Below are 15,562 nucleotides of genomic sequence, written 5' to 3'. Positions count from 1 at the left end.
CCCCCCCCCCCCCCCCCCCCCCCCCCCCCCCCCCCCCCCCCCCCCCCCCCCCCCCCCCCCCCCCCCCCCCCCCGGCGCGGCACGGCGTATTTCGCGCGCAAACTGAACGAACTCACCGACGCGGACCTGGACGGGGCCTCGCTGCTTCCGGGCTGGAGCCGCCGCCACATCGTGGCGCACGTGGGCTACAACGCCAGGGCCATCGCCCGCCTCATCGAGTGGGCGGCCACAGGAGTGGAGACGCCGATGTACTCCTCGCCGGAGGCGCGCAATCACGAGATCGAGTTCGGCGCCACCCTTTCCCCGACCGCACTGCGGAACCTCTTCGACCACTCCGCCGTGCACCTGTCCGTCGAATGGCGCGACCTGCCCGACACCTCCTGGGCCAACGAGGTCCGCACCGCGCAGGGCCGCACCGTCCCAGCCTCGGAAACAGCCTGGATGCGCACCCGGGAAGTCTGGATCCACGCCGTGGACCTGGACAACGGCGCCACCTTCAACGACATTCCTGTCCCTGTTCTTGAGCGGTTACTGAAGGACATCACCGGCGCGTGGAAAACACGCGGCACAGATGAGGGGCTGCAGATCAAGGTGCATGGGATCGCAGGCGCGTTCGGCGACACTGGCAGCGCCGACCGGACGATCGTCACCGGCCCCCTGCCCGCCGTCGTCCAATGGGCCGCAGGGCGGGGCAGCACCGGAGTCACCGCCTCCGGACCGTCCTCAACACCGGGAGTCCCCGCCCCACCCAGGTGGATCTGAAGCCTTACGCTTCGGCGATGATCCGTCGACAGGCGCTGAGGACGGAACCCGAGCCCGGCAGATTATTGAACAACAACCATCCGCCGAGAACATTGGGCGCCCCTCCGGTGAATCTTCGGCGAACTGCGGGCTGTTGACGTTGGCGGGTGCCGATACTGGAGTACATGCCTTTTGTTACCCGCCAGTACCCTTCCCCGCCCACCCGTCGCCAGGTCCTCCGTTCGGCCGGTCTTGCCGCTGTCGCAACCGGAGCTGCGACTCTCGCCTTCCAGCCGGCCCAGGCGGCTGATCCGCTGTTCGCGCATGGAGTTGCCTCCGGTGATCCGCACCCGGACAGCGTGGTGCTCTGGACCCGGGTGACCCCTGCCCCGGAAGCCACACCCGGCTCCGGACTCGGCCCGGCCGCAACCGTGAACTGGGAGGTGGCCGCGGATCCCGCCTTCAGCAGGGTTGTAGCCAAGGGCTCGGTAAAAACCGGCCCGGAGCGTGACCACACCGTAAAGGTGGTCGCCGGCCGACTGCAGCCGGGCACGCCATACTGGTACCGCTTCTCCGTGGGCCGCGCGGTGTCCGCCGCAGGCCGGACCAAGACCGCACCTGCGGCCGGAGCCCCGGTGGACCAACTTCGCTTCGGCGTGGTCTCCTGCGCCAACTACCAGGCGGGCTACTTCAGCTCCTACCGCCACCTCGCCCGGCGCGGGGACCTCGACGCCGTGCTCCACCTCGGCGATTACCTCTACGAGTACGCACCCGGGGAATACCAGGCGAGGAACGTCCTGGTACGCCCGCACGATCCCGCCGTCGAGATGACCACCCTCTCCCACTACCGGCGCCGGCATGCGCAGTACAAGACGGATGCGGACCTGCAGGCCCTGCACGCGGCCGCACCCTTCATCGTCACCTGGGACGACCATGAGGCAGCCAACGATGCCTGGAGCGCAGGGGCGGAGAACCACACTGATAGCGCAGAAGGCCTGTGGGCTGAACGGCGCGCGGCCGCCAACCAGGCCTACGCGGAATGGATGCCCGTGCGCTACCAGCCGGGCGGTCCGCTGTACCGGCGCCTGGACTTCGGCTCGCTGGCAAGCCTGTCCATGCTGGACCTCCGCTCCTACCGTAGCCAGCAGGCCGCCAACGGGCTCAGCCCTGCGGTGGACAGCCCGGACCGGACCATCACCGGAGCTGCCCAGATGGACTGGCTGCTGGGCAACCTCACCTCCGGCGGCCCGCAGTGGAAGCTGGTGGGCAACCCCGTGATGATTGCCCCCGTCCGGGTTCCGTCCACGCTCAGCCTGGCCGAGGTGGCGGGGGTCCAGAAGCTCATGGGCGGCACCACCATTGACGGCGTCCCCTACAACGTGGACCAGTGGGACGGCTATGAAGCGGACCGGAGCCGGGTGGTCCGGCACCTGCGGGACCAGGGGGTCAAGGACACCGTCTTCCTCACCGGCGACATCCACTCCGGGTGGGCGTGCGACCTCCCCGCCGACCCCCTGACCTATCCCACTACGGGCGACTCGGTGGCGGCGGAACTCGTCTGCACGTCGGTGACCAGCGACAACCTCGACGACATATTGAATGCTCCCCCGCGGACCTCCTCCCTGGCGGTGGAGGCAGCCATCAGGTCGGCCAACCCCCACGTGAAGTACCTCGACTTCGACTCGCACGGCTACTCCGTCCTGGACGTCACCCCTGCAGGAGTGCGGATGGACTGGTACGTCCTTGCCGACCGGACTGCGCAGGCCTCGGCGGCCACGCTGTCCACCTCATTCAAAGTCGGTGCCGGCACCGGCAAAGCCGTCCCGGCCACCGGCGGCGTGCTGTGAACCCGGACCGCCGCCAGTTCCTGCGCCTCGCCGGCGCCGGAAGTGCCGCCGTCGTCCTTTCAGCCGCGCCAGGCACGTCGTGGGCCGGCCCGACGGCGGATCCCGGCACCGCCCGGACCCGCACCTATGTTCTTGTTATAGACGGCTGCCGGCCGGACGAGATCACCCCCGGGCTGACCCCGCGGCTCGCCGCGCTGCGGGCGACAGGCACAAACTTCCCAGCCGCGAGGTCGCTGCCGGTGATGGAGACAATCCCCAACCACGTCATGATGATGACCGGCGTCCGCCCGGACAGGTCCGGGGTCCCCGCCAACTCGGTCTTCGACCCTGCCGAAAGGGCAGCACGGGACATGGACCGCGAAACGGACCTCCGCTTTCCCACACTGCTTGAACGCCTGCGCGCTTCCGGCCTCACCACGGCCTCCGTCCTGAGCAAGCGGTACCTGTACGGCATCTTCGGCACGCGGGCGAGCTACCGCTGGGAGCCTTCCCCCCTGCTGCCGGTGACAGGGCACGCTCCGGACGCCGCAACCATGGACGCGCTGCTGGCCGTCGTCAGCGGTCCGGACCCGGACGTCACATTCACCAACCTCGGCGATGTTGACCGGCTGGGGCACTCCGACCTGACCGGGACCACCCTCCAGGCCGCGCGGAACACAGCCCTGGCGGATACCGACCTGCAGGTGGGCCGCCTGGTGGACCACCTGGTTGGAACAGGCAAGTGGGAGTCCAGTGTCCTGGTGGTCCTGGCGGACCACTCCATGGACTGGTCGCTGCCCACGAATGTGGTCTCGGTGGACCTGATCCTCCAGGCCCGGCCGGACCTCCGGTCCTCCATCTCGGTGGCCCAGAACGGCGGTGCGGACCTGCTGTACTGGACCGGCCCCTTGGAGCAGAAGGCGGCAGGGCTCCAGACCGCACGCGCCCTGGTCCAGGCCCACCCGGGCGTGCTGTCGGTGCACGCTCCTGCCGAGCTGCGGCTGGGGGCGGAGGCCGGGGACCTGGTGGCGTTCTGCCGTGCCGGCTGGCGGTTCTCGGACCCGTACATCGTCTCGAACCCTATTCCCGGGAACCACGGCCATCCCGCCACCGAGCCCATCCCGTTCTTCATCTCGGGCGGCAGTCCCCGCGTGGTCCGCGGCCGAACGTCGTCCGACCCGGCGCGGACGGTGGACGTGGCTCCTACCGTCGGCGCCCTGTACGGGCTCAAGGCACCCTCCGGGGGATATGACGGCGTCGCCAGGACAACAGCCTTCATGGGCTAAGGCAGCACACCCCACGCGCGAGTTCCTTCGACCCGTGGCGGGGTAGTTGGTGACAGCCGCAGTTCACCACCCCGCCATGTCCGGTTAACTACTGAAAAGTAACTTCAGAGTTCCTGTTGAGACCCAACCTTAAGAGGCCCCACAATGAGCCCCACAACGCCCAACGCGTCCTCACCACGGCCGCGGCCCGGCACCGCCGATCGGTTGTCACCGCCCTGGCGGTGTCCCTTCCGGTTGCTTTCCTTGCCCCCGCAGGCGCATCCACCGCGGCGCCCGGCATCCCCACCCGGCAGTCCGGTGCCCCCGCCCCTTCCACCCCCCTCGACCTCGGTGCAGCAGACCTGCCCGAGACGCGCACCGTGACCACACTGGCTCCCGGCCTGACCCGGACCACCATCACCCGCGGCACTCCCAACCAGGACTTCTTCTGGACTGCCGAAGTGGCGGTTCCGTCGGCCTCACCGGACCCCGACGCGCCCGCATCAGCCCTCTCCACCCCAAGCCCAGGCCCAGCTCGTTGCCGACAAGCTGAACGCGGCAGGCCTTTCCGCCCGGGTCGAGCACGTCCGCTCACCGCAGCTTGCCGACGCCGGCGGGGATCTTGGTTACCGGGTACGCGTCGGCCAGTTCGGATCCAAAGCCGCCGGCTCCCCCACCGTCGATCAGATTAAAGCCGCAGGTTACAAGGCATCGGCGATCTACACCGGCTGGGACGGCGACGCCGGCTCCAGCGAGGATGACCGCGGGCCTTGGAACCTGCAGGTACTGACCATCGATCCAAAGGAATTCCGCGGAGACCTCACCTCGTCCTTTGGCCCGAATCTCCAGGACCGGGAGACCACCAGTTCCCTCGCTGCCGCAGCCGGGGCCCTGGCCGCGACTAACGGCGGCTACTTTGTGATGGACCCCGCTGCAGGGGCCCCGGGCGACCCTGCCGGCGCGGCGGTGCAGGACGGTAAGATCCTCAGCGAACCAGTTGGCGACCGTCCCTCCCTGGTCATCGACAAGAACAACGCTTCCATCTCACGTCTTCGCTGGAAAGGCACGGTCACCGGCCAGGGAAACAGCGTGACACTTCCCTTGGATGGCCTGAACCGGGTACCGGGCCTGATCCGCAACTGCGGCGGCAGCAACGACAGCCCGACCGACCTGCCGCTGCACGACTTCACCTGCACAGACGCGGACGAGATCGTCGCCTTCACGCCGGAATTTGGCCCCTCCACCCCAGCCGGTCCCGGGCTCGAGGTCGTCCTGGATGCCCACGGCACTGTCACTGCCGTCAACCACACGCGCGGCACTGCTGTTCCCGCCGGCGGCCACACCCTGCAGGCCATCGGGGCGGACGCCGGCAAGCTCGCCACCCTGGCTGCCCCGGGTACCAGGCTGAATATCAACTCCGATCTGACCGATGAAGCCGGAAAGACCTTAAAGACCCACGCCACTACGGACGTTGTCAACGGCGGACCCACCCTGGTCGAGAACGGCCAGCTAAACGTCACCGCCAAGCGCGACGGCATGGTCCGCACCGGCGACAGCAACAGCTTCTTTTACGGCTGGGTCCACAAACGCAACCCCCGCACCATCGCCGGCGCCGACGCCCAGGGCCGCACCCTGCTGGTCACCGCCGACGGCCGCCAAACCACCAGCCTGGGACTGAGCATCAAGGAATCAGCCGACGTCGCCCGCTCCCTCGGCATGGTCAACGCCCTCAATCTCGACGGCGGCGGCTCCACCACCATGATCCAGGGCAACCAGCTCCTGAACTCACCCTCCGACGCGACCGGTGAACGCCCGGTCGGCGACGCCCTTCTCGTCCTGCCGGGCCGCAGGAACTGAAACTGCCTCTACCCAACACTCAACCCGACCCCGATATCCCCGTAAAACCCACCACTCTGGAGAACCACTAATGAAGTACACCAAGCTGCTGACCGCCGCTGCCCTCACCGCCGGCCTCGCCATGGGAGCAACCCTCCCCGCCCAGGCCGCGGACACCAACCCCAACGGCACCGATAACCACTTTGACCTTCAGGCGCACCGCGGCGGCCTCGGCCTGACCGTCGAGTCCACCCTGGCCTCCTTCGCCAAGGGCCTGGAGGTTGGTGTCAGCACCCTCGAACTGGACCTGCAGATCACCAAAGACGGCCGCGAGGTCGTCACCCATGACCGCAAGATCAGCGGCCTCAAGTGTAAGGACACCGCCCCCGTCACGGCAGGAGACCCCCAGTTTCCCTACGTCGGCAAGTACATCAAGGACCTCACCTTCGACCAGGTCCGCAGCCTGGACTGCGGCACCCAGCCCCTGGCCAACTACCCCGGCCAGCAGGCATCCCCCGGCGCCAAGATGCCAACCCTGGCTGAAGTCTTCGACCTCACGAAGCAGTACCGGGCCAGCCAGGTGAAGTTCAACATCGAAACCAAGGTCGAAGCCGGCGCTCCGGAGCAGACCGCACCGCGCGAGCAGTTCGTCGACGTCGCCCTCCGTGAGATCAAGGCCGCCAACATGGAACACCGCGTAGCCATCCAAAGCTTTGACTGGGGTGCCCTCCGCCTCGTGCAGGAACGCGAGCCCGGCCTTCGCACAGTCGCCCTGACCAACAAGGACTTCCTGCAGGCCGGCCAGCCCGGAGCCTCACCCTGGCTGGGCGGCATCGACTCGGACGACTTCGGCGGTGACCTCGTCGAAGCCGCTGCCTTCCTCGGCTTCGACGCCATCTCCCCCGTCCACGGAAACCCGCAGAACGGAAAGGTCACCGACGCCGGCTACGTCCCCTACGTGACCGCCGACATGGTCGATCGGGCGCACGCCAAGGGCATGCAGGTCATCCCCTGGACCGTCAACGACCAGCCCACGATGCGCGCCCTGATGGACGCCGGCGTGGACGGAATCATCACCGACTACCCGGACCGGCTCCGCGAGGTCATGGCCGAGCGGTCCCTGAAGCTGCCCAAGCAGTACATTCTGGAACCCGGCGCGAAGTGACCAGACCCTGGTGCTGCCGCCGCCCTTGCCAACGTTGGACGCGTCCCAACCCGGGGCCCAAACCAAAACACCTGGAGCAACCATGACGATCAAGCGCGCCCTGGCCATCGCAGCAGTCGCAGCAGCCACCCTCACTGCCGGCACCGCTGCTGTAGCCAACAACGGCCAAACCCCCAAGGACCTCACGCCGGAGGCAGAAGCCTTCACGAGAGTGGACCACAACACCCAGTGGGACCAGGTTCAGAAGCTCAAGCTGGACTTCCCCACCTTCCACCCGCAAGGAATGTCGCTGGTCGGCGACAAAATCTTCCTCAGCAGCGTCGAAATCCTCGAACCGACGGTGCGCTACCCCTCGCCCGTCGGCGGCTACGACCGCACCACCGGCAAAGGACGCGGCCACGTCTTCGTCATCGACCGGCAGGGGAAGCTACTGAAGGACATCGTCCTGGGCGAAGACAGCATCTACCACCCCGGCGGCACCGACTTCGACGGCGAGAATGTTTGGGTCCCCGTGGCCGAATACCGCCCCAACAGCAGCTCAATCGTCTACACCATCAAGCCCGACACCTATGAGGTAACGGAGCAGTTCCGCCAGGCAGACCATGTTGGCGGAGTCGTCGCCGACCGCAAAACCAACCGGATCACCGGCGTCAGCTGGGGCTCCCGCAAACTGTTCACCTGGAATGGCCAGGGCAAGCTGCTGGGGAGCCAAGCCAACCCCAGCCACTTCATCGACTACCAGGACTGCGAGTACGCCGGCGCCGGGCACCAGCTATGCTCCGGTGTCACCGGCCTCAAGACCGCCGATGGAAACCCATTCGAACTCGGTGGCCTCGCCCTGACCGACCTCTCCGACGGAAAGATCGCTCACGAAGTCCCATTCCAGAAGTTCTCCACCGCCGGCCACTCCATGACCCGAAACCCGGTCGCCCTGGAATCCGACGGGGACGTGCTGCGCCTGTTCGCCGCCCCCGACGACGGCGAGGAAATCGCCGGCACCGAACTGTTCGTCTTCGAAGCGCGCCCCTGAGCAGGAGATACCGCAATACGCGAAGCGCTTTGCCGGGTCCGTGTCACCGCAGAACTGTTTACCACGAAGGGATTGCCGGCAGGAGCCCGTCTGCTTCGATGTGTTCGGCGTCGCCGCGGGCCAGCCACTGCAGCATGCCTTCGCGGTCCGACTCGATCCGAAGGGCACCGTCCCCGATGATCCATTGGTCGCGCTCCTCCGTCACCAGGATCATGCCCGGGGCACACTTGCCGCGCAGGGAGCGCACCACTGCTTCCAAGGCGTCCAGGAGGGAGTCGGGGTCCGCTTCTTCAATGGTCCATGCGGTATCCAGGTCGTGATGGTGCACCACAACCTCGGCGATCCGGAGGGCCACGATGGACGTCGCCGCCAGCGCGCTACCGTTCAGGCCGATCTCCGGGGCCGTAAGCGGGCCGCCCAGCCGCTGCGCCTGCTGGGCGAAGTATTCGGCTGAGGTCCGCAGCTCAGCCAGCAGTTCTTCCCGGGGCAGGGCGGCGAGGGCAGCGAAAGCCGCGGCGCGGGCTTGGGGCGAGGCGTACAGCCGGTGCTCCTCACCCGTGGCGGCCCACTCGATGAGTTGCACCAGCGCACGGGCGTTCGCAGCGACGTGTGCAATCACATCGGCCCTTGACCAGCCCTCGCACAGCGAGCGGGCCGCCATTTCGTGGTCCGACAGGGACGCGGCCGTGGCAAGGAACATGTCGGTTTCCCGGCCCAAGCGTGACAGGTCCGAGTGCAGGCGTGCAGGTGTGATCATGCAGCCAGCGTAGCGGTGAGCGGGGACCCTGTCATCTATATCTACTCTTCAATTAGTTTCCTTGATTAATTAGAAATTTATTCATAAATACCCCCGGGCGGAACCCCGGGGATTTGCCTCATATGTCCCGGGTCACACCACCTGCCACGCTGGGAGGAACCCGGAAACGGCCGCCGGCCCAAAGTTGTGCGGCGCATGCAATCACCCAGAGAGGACCCGGACATGACACAACCGCAGGCGGTTATCGCTGAGAATCCACAGAAGGAGGCCCGCACCGCCAACTGGGTGGCCTTCATCATCTTTACTGCCCTGTTGTTTGACGGCTACGACCTGGTCATTTACGGCACTGTCCTGCCCGGCCTCCTGGCGAACCCCGGCGAGATCGGAAAGTTCGACATGGCCACCGCCGGCCTCCTGGGCTCCTGGGCCCTCATCGGCGTCCTTGTCGGATCGCTGGCCTGCGGTGCCGTGGGTGACTTCTTCGGCCGCCGCCGGCTGATGCTCCTGGGCATCGCCTGGTTCTCGGTGGGCATGTTCGTCACCACCGTCACCACCTCGGTGCCGGCCATCGGCGCCATGCGCTTCATCACAGGCTTAGGCCTGGGTGTGGTCATCGCCAGTGCCGGCGCCACCATGGCCGAGTTCGCTCCGGCCGGGCGCCGCCAGTTCTACAACGCCATCGTCTACTCGGGCGTCCCGGCGGGCGGTGTGCTTGCATCCATCATGGGCATCCTGTTCCACGACAGCCTGGGCTGGCGGGGGCTGTTCATCATCGGCGCACTCCCGCTGGTCATCCTGCTTCCCGTTGCCTGGCGGAAGCTCCCCGAATCCCCCCGCTGGCTGCTGTCCCGGGGCCGGGAAGCGGAAGCCGTAATCGCTGCAGAGCGCACCGGTGTTCCGCTGCTAGAAGAGCGCGTCATCCTGGACAGCGGGGCGGCACCGCAGAAATCGGGCTTCGCCGCAGTCTTCTCCCGGCAGTTCGCACTCGCCTCGGTCCTGCTGGGCCTCATGTCCTTCTGCGGCCTCCTCCTCACCTACGGCCTCAACACCTGGCTTCCCAAGATCATGGAAGGCTACGGCTACGGCCGGACCTACGCCCTGTTCTTCCCCCTCGCCCTGAACCTCGGCGCAGTAGCCGGCGGCCTGGTCGCGTCCCGGCTGGCGGACAAGAGCGGCCCGCAGCGCGTCATCGCCTCCACCTTCGCGCTGGCCACCATGTCGCTGGTCCTGATGACCTTCAACTTCCCACTGCCCATGCTTTTCACCTTCATCGCCGTGGCAGGAGTGGGAACGCTGGGCACGCAAGTACTGATCTATGGATTCCAATCCAACTACTTCACCACAAACGCCCGCGCGGCGGGTGTGGCCTGGTGCGCCAGTGTTGGCCGGCTTGGCGGCGTGCTTGGCCCGATCATCGGCGGCTGGCTGGCGGCAGCGGGCATCGGCGGCTCGGCGGCCTTCTACATCTACGGCGGCGTCGCGCTCCTGGGGGCCCTGGTCTCAGTCCTGGTCCCGCACCAGCACAAACTGGAAGAGGCCGGGCACCAGGTCGATGACATCGCCGGGCACCGCACTGAAGCTGCGGCCGGGCAGCCGCAGTAGCGGGGTAGAACGCCTCGCGGCGGTGCGCGCAGGCGGCCCGCCCCGGTCGTCATTGAGTCTAAAAAATGCACTAGTCGGCCACTTTAGGGATATTCTTTGAATCAATAGCAGTCCAGGGCGGGCCTGGCATCGCGCACGGGAAGGGTACCCCGGTGGACATCCGGCAATTGAACTACTTCATTGCGGTCGCGGAAGAACGACACTTCGGCAGGGCCGCAAAACGCCTCCATATGGCCCAGCCGCCGCTCTCCCAGCAGATCCGCCAGCTCGAGGAGCAGCTGGGGGTCCGCCTGCTTAACCGCACCACCCGGCGGGTGGACCTCACCGCCGCCGGGGAACTCCTGCTGGAGCGAGGGCGGCAGATTATCAACGACATGGAAACACTGAAGGCGGATGTGTACCAGGTTGGCAAGGGGGCCACGGGAGTGCTCCGGGTGGGCTTCTCGGGATCAGCCACCTATGGCGTGATGCCGCAGATCGCGCGCCTGGCAAAACAAAGGCTGCCCGGCCTGTCCCTGGCCTTAAATGGCGAAATGCTCACCCCGTCGATGGAGGCGGGGCTGCGGGACGGCACGCTGGATGCAGCACTCCTCCGCCCGCCCGTCACGTCACAGGAAATCGACTACCGCGTGGTTACCCAGGAGCCGCTCGTCGTCGCGGTTCCCTCATTCAGCACACTGGCAGAGGACAAGCCGGTAGCAATGCACGAACTCCAGGACCAGGACTTCATCGCCTACGCACCCGAATCCGTCCTGTACCGCATCACCTCTGACCTGTGCCGCCAGGCCGGCTTCCAGCCGCGCATCACCCAGGTGGTAGGTGAAACGTCCACCATGCTCGCGTTTGTGGCCGCCGGGGGCGGGGTGGCAGTAATGCCGTCCCGCGTCCGTGCTTTCCAGCTCGACGGCGTCGCCTACCGGGAGATCGAAAACGCACCCCCCGTGGAACTCGCGGTTGCCTGGCTTCGCGGCCGCCACTCCGCCCTGCTGCACAACTTCCTGGACATCGTCGTGACGGCCACCGCTCCAAGGCATGACCCGCTTTCTACCCATGAAAGGCTTTCCCCGTTATGAAAATCGCAGCCATTGAGGCGATTCCCTACTCGATCCCCTACCGCCATCCGCTGCATTTCGCCTCCGGATCCGTCCATGAAGCCGACCACGTGCTGGTCCGCCTCACGACGGACGACGGCCTGACGGGCATCGCGGACACACCTCCGCGTCCATACACCTACGGGGAGACCCAAAAATCCATCGTTGCTGTGGTGCATGACGTGTTCGCGCCGCAACTGACCGGCGTCGACATCTTTGACCGCGAAAAGGTCCAGGAAATCCTCTACCGCACCATCCACAACCAGACTGCAAAGGGCGCCGTGGACATCGCCCTGTGGGACGTCATCGGCAAGACCCTTGGCCAGCCGGCGACCAAGCTGCTGGGCGGCTACACCGACTCGCTGCGGGTCTCCCACATGCTTGGCTTCAAGCCTGCGGAAGAGCTGCTGGACGTGGCGCTGGAATTCCGCGAAACCTACGGCATCAACACGTTCAAGCTCAAGACGGGCCGCCGCCCCCTCCACCTTGATATCGAGGCGGCCCGGGTTCTCCGCGAGGGCCTGGGCGAGGACGCCGAAATCTATATGGACGCCAACCGCGGCTGGTCCGCGAACGAGGCCGCCGAAGTGCTCCGTCGCACCGCGGACCTCGGCCTGCAGTTCCTGGAGGAACCGGACGACGCCCGCGAAATCCTGGGCCGCCGCCGGCTGGTGGCCAACGCCCCCATCCCCATTGCCGCAGACGAATCCGCCCCCAACCTGGGCGAGGCCGCCAAGGAGATCCTCAACGGCGGCGCCAACCTGCTTGCGGTCAAGACGGCCCGCTCCGGCTTCACTGAAGCAGCGAAGATCGTGGGGATGGCCGAAGGCATGGGGATCGACGTCTACATCGGCAACCAGATCGACACCCAGGTGGGCACCGTGGCGTCCGTCGTCTTCGGAGCCGCGTTCGCCCACACCGCCAAGCGCGCGGCGGAACTGTCCAACTACCTGGACATGGCGGACGACCTCCTGGCCGAACCCCTGCAGATCATCGAAGGGCGCATCCGCGTCCCCGAGGGCTCCGGTGTAGGCACGGCAGTGAACGAGGAAAAGCTCGAGCGCTACCGCAGCGACCGCTGAACCATCCACGAAAGGAAACATCAGTGAAGTACCTGGTCCACATGGACGTGAATATCCCGGCAGACCTGCCCGCCGCCGAGGCGGCGGGGATCAAAGCCAGGGAGAAGGCCTACTCGCAGGAGCTCCAGCGCTCCGGTAAATGGCCGGAAATTTGGCGCGTGGTGGGTGAGTACGCCAACTACTCAATCTTCGACGTGGACTCCAACGACGAACTCCACGAGATCCTGCAGAACCTGCCGCTGTTCCCTTACATGGAGATCTCGGTGGTGCCGCTGGCCAAGCACCCCTCCGACGTCAAATAGGAGCCGCCGTTCCGGGTCAGTCCGTGGCCCGGAACGCCGCGGCGAGCTCGCTGCGGGAACGGATGCCCATCTTCCGGTACAGCCGGGTGAGGTGATACTGCACCGTCTTCTCCGCAAGGAACAGGGCACGGGCCGCTTCCTTGTTGGTGGCGCCCCCGGCCACAAGCTCGGCCACCGCTTGTTCCTGCGCTGTGAGCTGGATGTGGTGGTCCCGGGCGGCAGCCAGCACGGCGTCGGCAGGATCGGGAAGGTTTCCGACGTCGAGGCCGGTCGCCTTAAGCTCCCGGTCGCAGCGTTCAACATAGGTGGCCGCGCCGAGTGAATCGTAAAGGTCCCGCGCCGCACGCAGCACCGAGGACGCCAGCCGCCGCTTGCCGGCCCGGCGCATGCTCTGACCGAAAGCGAAACTGATCCGGGCCCGCAGGTAGGGCCGGTTGAGCCCCCGGAGGTGGCCCAGGGCCGCTTCGAAATGCTCCCGCGCCGCGTCCGGGTCCCCTTGCGCCGCCAGCAGCCGTCCGCGCGCCCACGCCATCCGCGCCATGTCGGAAGGGACCTCCCGCTCACGCCGCAGCCCTTCGAACGAAGTCAGGAACTGCTCCGCCGTGTCCAGCTGGTCAGTCATCACCAGGGCGTTGACATAGGTGTCCTGCCAGGGCCAGAAGGACACCCGCTCCTCGGTCCACGGGTCCAGCTCGGTCAATGGCTGCAGCACGGCAAGGGCGCTCTCATAGTCGGCCCGCGCCTCATGGAACCGTGCCCGCGCCAGGCTTGCCGGCACCTGCATCGCCCGGTATGTTCCCGGCTGAACCGCGGCCTGTGAGACGTAATAGCGGGCACGGTCCCAGTCACCGCGCATGGACCAGAGCTCGGCGGCGGTCCAGTACAGCAGCGGGCGGATCAGGGGCATCCGCGAGGTTTCGAGCCGGACGCTGGACCGGGCGATCGTGGCCGCCGCGGCGTCCCAGTTCCCCAGGACCAGATGGGCGCGGGCCAGCCACGCCTCGGCCCACAGGGAAATCCGCAAGGAGCCGCCGCGGTACTCGGTGGGAGCCGCGGATTGGAAGTTCACTAGGGCCGACTCCACGTTGTCCATCCGCAGTGCCAGCCAGCCTGCCCCCATCTGAACACGCTGCTTCTGCGCATTCTCGGCCGCGTGGGCGAATGCGCGCCGATAGGACTCCTCCGCCTCCGCCAGCCTGCCCCGGGCGTACAGGCCCAGACCGTAGATGGCTTCGGATTCGACGTGCGCCGGGGTGCCGGGCTCGGTCAGGGACATGGCGCGCTCGGCCCAGCCGGTGATCATCCGCCCGTCCCAGGACGCCACACCGTGCAGGACAAAACGCTGCGCCACCTGCGCGGCGGCTTTCGGTTCACGTTCCGGGTTGCTGGTGCGCCACGCCATCTCCAGCTGGCTCTGCGCGCTGTCATTCTGGCCGGACACCGTAGACAGGTAGCCCAGCACCGAGGAGCGCAGCGGCGACGGCGGCAGCGCATCGACGGCGGCGGACCAGGTCTGCGCTTCGGCGACGTTGCCGGCCCCAACCAGCGCGTCCACTGCACGCAGGACACGGTCATTGCGCGCCCGGATATCCAACGAGAGGCGGGACGCGGAAAACAGCGCCGTGGCCACGTCCTGCCACGCCCCCACGGCGGCCTGGCGTCCTGCGAAATCTTCGAGCTCCTCAGCGAGTGCCTGGTCCGCGGCGGGCGTTGCAGAAACGCGGTGGCCCAGCTTTTCGCCTTCGGCTTGCACGGCCTCAGCAGCCAGCCGGTGCAGCTCGATGCGGCGGCTGGGGACGATCTGCTCATAGATTGCCTCGGCAGTGCCGGGTTCGATGAATACGACGGCGGAGCGCGCCTGCCCTACGGACAGGCCCAGGAGGCCGGCACGTTGCCCTTCGTCCAAGGCTTCGAGGACGGCGTCCACCCCGCTGACGGCAGCCACTTCCGAGAGTCCCGCGCTGCGGCCCAGCACCGAGGCCGCTTCCGCGACGGCAACCAGTCCCGGCGTGGCGGCGTCCAGGACACTGCGCACCCTGGCCCGCAGGCGCGAGGTCGGCGGCAGCGACGGGAACCAGGACAGCCAGGTTTCCCGGGGCAACTCGCCCAGCAGCTCCACCACAGGCTGGGGCAGGCCGCCGGTGTGCCGGACCAGGCCGTGGGCCGCGGTGAGGCTGAGGTCCAGGCCGAACAAGCGGCGGGCGACTTCCTGGACCTGGTGCGGAGCGAGCGGTTCCATGGGGATTCGGGCCACCTGGTGCCCCGTCAGGAAATCAAACACCCCGGCGGGGATGCGCGGCGCGTCGGTTGGGTTCAGGGTCAACAGGAAAAGCACCCTTTTGCCATGCAGCCGGCGCATGACGAACGTGAGGATGCGCAGGCTTTCCACGTCCAATCTGTGGACGTCGTCGACGGCGACCACCACAGTTCCATGCGACTGCAGCCCTTCGAGGTGGGTGCTGAGGGTTGACGCATAGTTGACAACTTGGTCAGCGCTCAGCGAAGCGACCGGTCCGGCCGGAAGGTGCGGACCGGCGTCGTACGCTTTGGCCGAGCGCAGCGGCGAAGTGAGCATCAGCTGGGAGTAGCCAGCGAGCGCAAACTGGGCTTCCCACTCATCGCCCATGGCGGAGAGGACGCGGACGCCCCGGACACCGGTGCGGCAATGCTCCAGGAAGGACTCCAGAACCGCGGTCTTCCCGGAACCGGCGGCACCGGTCAGGACCACGGTGGACACCTTCCCCTTGCGGACGGTACGGAGGATTTCCAGGAGTTCCTCGAACACCGCGTCGCGGCCCACCAACGGCGAATCCGCACCGATAACGCCTTGGACGGACCCCGCAGTCATGACCGCCAGTCTACCGG

General features: G+C 67.2%; 11 protein-coding genes and 2 pseudogenes. 11 read left to right on the top strand and 2 right to left on the bottom strand.

Going from position 1 to position 15,562, the window contains the following annotated elements; genetic code table 11:
* Positions 1–72 precede the first annotated feature (72 nt).
* From ACYQ1Z_RS15525 to ACYQ1Z_RS15495, 7 genes and pseudogenes are all read left to right on the top strand, one after another.
* Positions 73–762, top strand: a pseudogene (locus tag ACYQ1Z_RS15525) (maleylpyruvate isomerase family mycothiol-dependent enzyme); the annotation flags it as partial.
* Positions 763–926: 164 nt separating this feature from the next.
* Entirely contained in the window at positions 927–2,588 is a 1,662-nt protein-coding gene (locus ACYQ1Z_RS15520) for an alkaline phosphatase D family protein (RefSeq protein ID WP_459793441.1), read from the top strand.
* A complete protein-coding gene (locus tag ACYQ1Z_RS15515) occupies positions 2,585–3,853 on the top strand; it encodes an alkaline phosphatase family protein (protein WP_459793440.1) in 1,269 nt (422 codons plus the stop codon). Before ACYQ1Z_RS15520 ends, ACYQ1Z_RS15515 begins: the two co-directional genes overlap by 4 nt.
* A 432-nt stretch (positions 3,854–4,285) precedes the next feature.
* Positions 4,286–4,492: pseudogene (locus ACYQ1Z_RS15510) on the top strand (SPOR domain-containing protein); the annotation flags it as partial.
* Between the two features lie 261 nt (positions 4,493–4,753).
* Complete coding sequence (locus ACYQ1Z_RS15505) at positions 4,754–5,689, top strand: phosphodiester glycosidase family protein (RefSeq protein ID WP_459793439.1); 936 nt, start codon at positions 4,754–4,756, stop codon at positions 5,687–5,689.
* A 70-nt stretch (positions 5,690–5,759) separates the two neighbouring features.
* Positions 5,760–6,833, top strand: a complete 1,074-nt coding sequence (locus ACYQ1Z_RS15500; RefSeq protein WP_459793438.1) for a glycerophosphodiester phosphodiesterase — start codon at positions 5,760–5,762, stop codon at positions 6,831–6,833.
* Between the two features lie 82 nt (positions 6,834–6,915).
* The gene (locus tag ACYQ1Z_RS15495) at positions 6,916–7,863 is read left to right on the top strand and encodes a DUF6454 family protein (protein WP_459793437.1); all 948 of its coding nucleotides are present in this window, start codon (positions 6,916–6,918) and stop codon (positions 7,861–7,863) included.
* Between the two features lie 58 nt (positions 7,864–7,921).
* Here ACYQ1Z_RS15495 and ACYQ1Z_RS15490 read toward each other — a convergent pair whose 3' ends face one another.
* Positions 7,922–8,620 carry a maleylpyruvate isomerase family mycothiol-dependent enzyme gene (locus ACYQ1Z_RS15490; RefSeq protein WP_459793436.1) on the bottom strand — a complete coding sequence of 233 codons (699 nt, stop codon included), beginning with the start codon at positions 8,618–8,620 and terminating at the stop codon, positions 7,922–7,924.
* Between the two features lie 222 nt (positions 8,621–8,842).
* On the opposite strand from ACYQ1Z_RS15490, the gene ACYQ1Z_RS15485 reads away from it, so the two are divergent.
* The 4 genes from ACYQ1Z_RS15485 (at position 8,843) to catC (ending at position 12,697) form a co-directional block, all read left to right on the top strand.
* Entirely contained in the window at positions 8,843–10,222 is a 1,380-nt protein-coding gene (locus tag ACYQ1Z_RS15485) for an MFS transporter (protein WP_459793435.1), read from the top strand.
* Positions 10,223–10,374: 152 nt separating this feature from the next.
* Positions 10,375–11,295 (top strand): LysR substrate-binding domain-containing protein, encoded by a 921-nt coding sequence (locus tag ACYQ1Z_RS15480; protein ID WP_459793434.1) that lies wholly within the window; start codon positions 10,375–10,377, stop codon positions 11,293–11,295.
* Positions 11,292–12,395: a mandelate racemase/muconate lactonizing enzyme family protein gene (locus ACYQ1Z_RS15475; RefSeq protein WP_459793433.1), complete on the top strand. Its 1,104-nt coding sequence runs from the start codon at positions 11,292–11,294 to the stop codon at positions 12,393–12,395. The genes ACYQ1Z_RS15480 and ACYQ1Z_RS15475 overlap by 4 nt, the downstream gene beginning before the upstream one ends.
* Positions 12,396–12,418: 23 nt before the next feature.
* Positions 12,419–12,697 carry a muconolactone Delta-isomerase gene (gene catC / locus ACYQ1Z_RS15470; protein ID WP_459793432.1) on the top strand — a complete coding sequence of 93 codons (279 nt, stop codon included), beginning with the start codon at positions 12,419–12,421 and terminating at the stop codon, positions 12,695–12,697.
* 16 nt (positions 12,698–12,713) lie between these two features.
* Here the strand turns inward: catC and ACYQ1Z_RS15465 are convergent, their stop codons facing one another.
* Positions 12,714–15,545 carry an AAA family ATPase gene (locus ACYQ1Z_RS15465; protein WP_459793431.1) on the bottom strand — a complete coding sequence of 944 codons (2,832 nt, stop codon included), beginning with the start codon at positions 15,543–15,545 and terminating at the stop codon, positions 12,714–12,716.
* Positions 15,546–15,562 lie beyond the last annotated feature (17 nt).

This window comes from Arthrobacter sp. AD-310 (genome assembly GCF_054656615.1).
The sequence above is the reverse complement of the archived record's forward strand: the minus strand, read 5'-3'. Positions and strand labels throughout refer to the sequence as shown.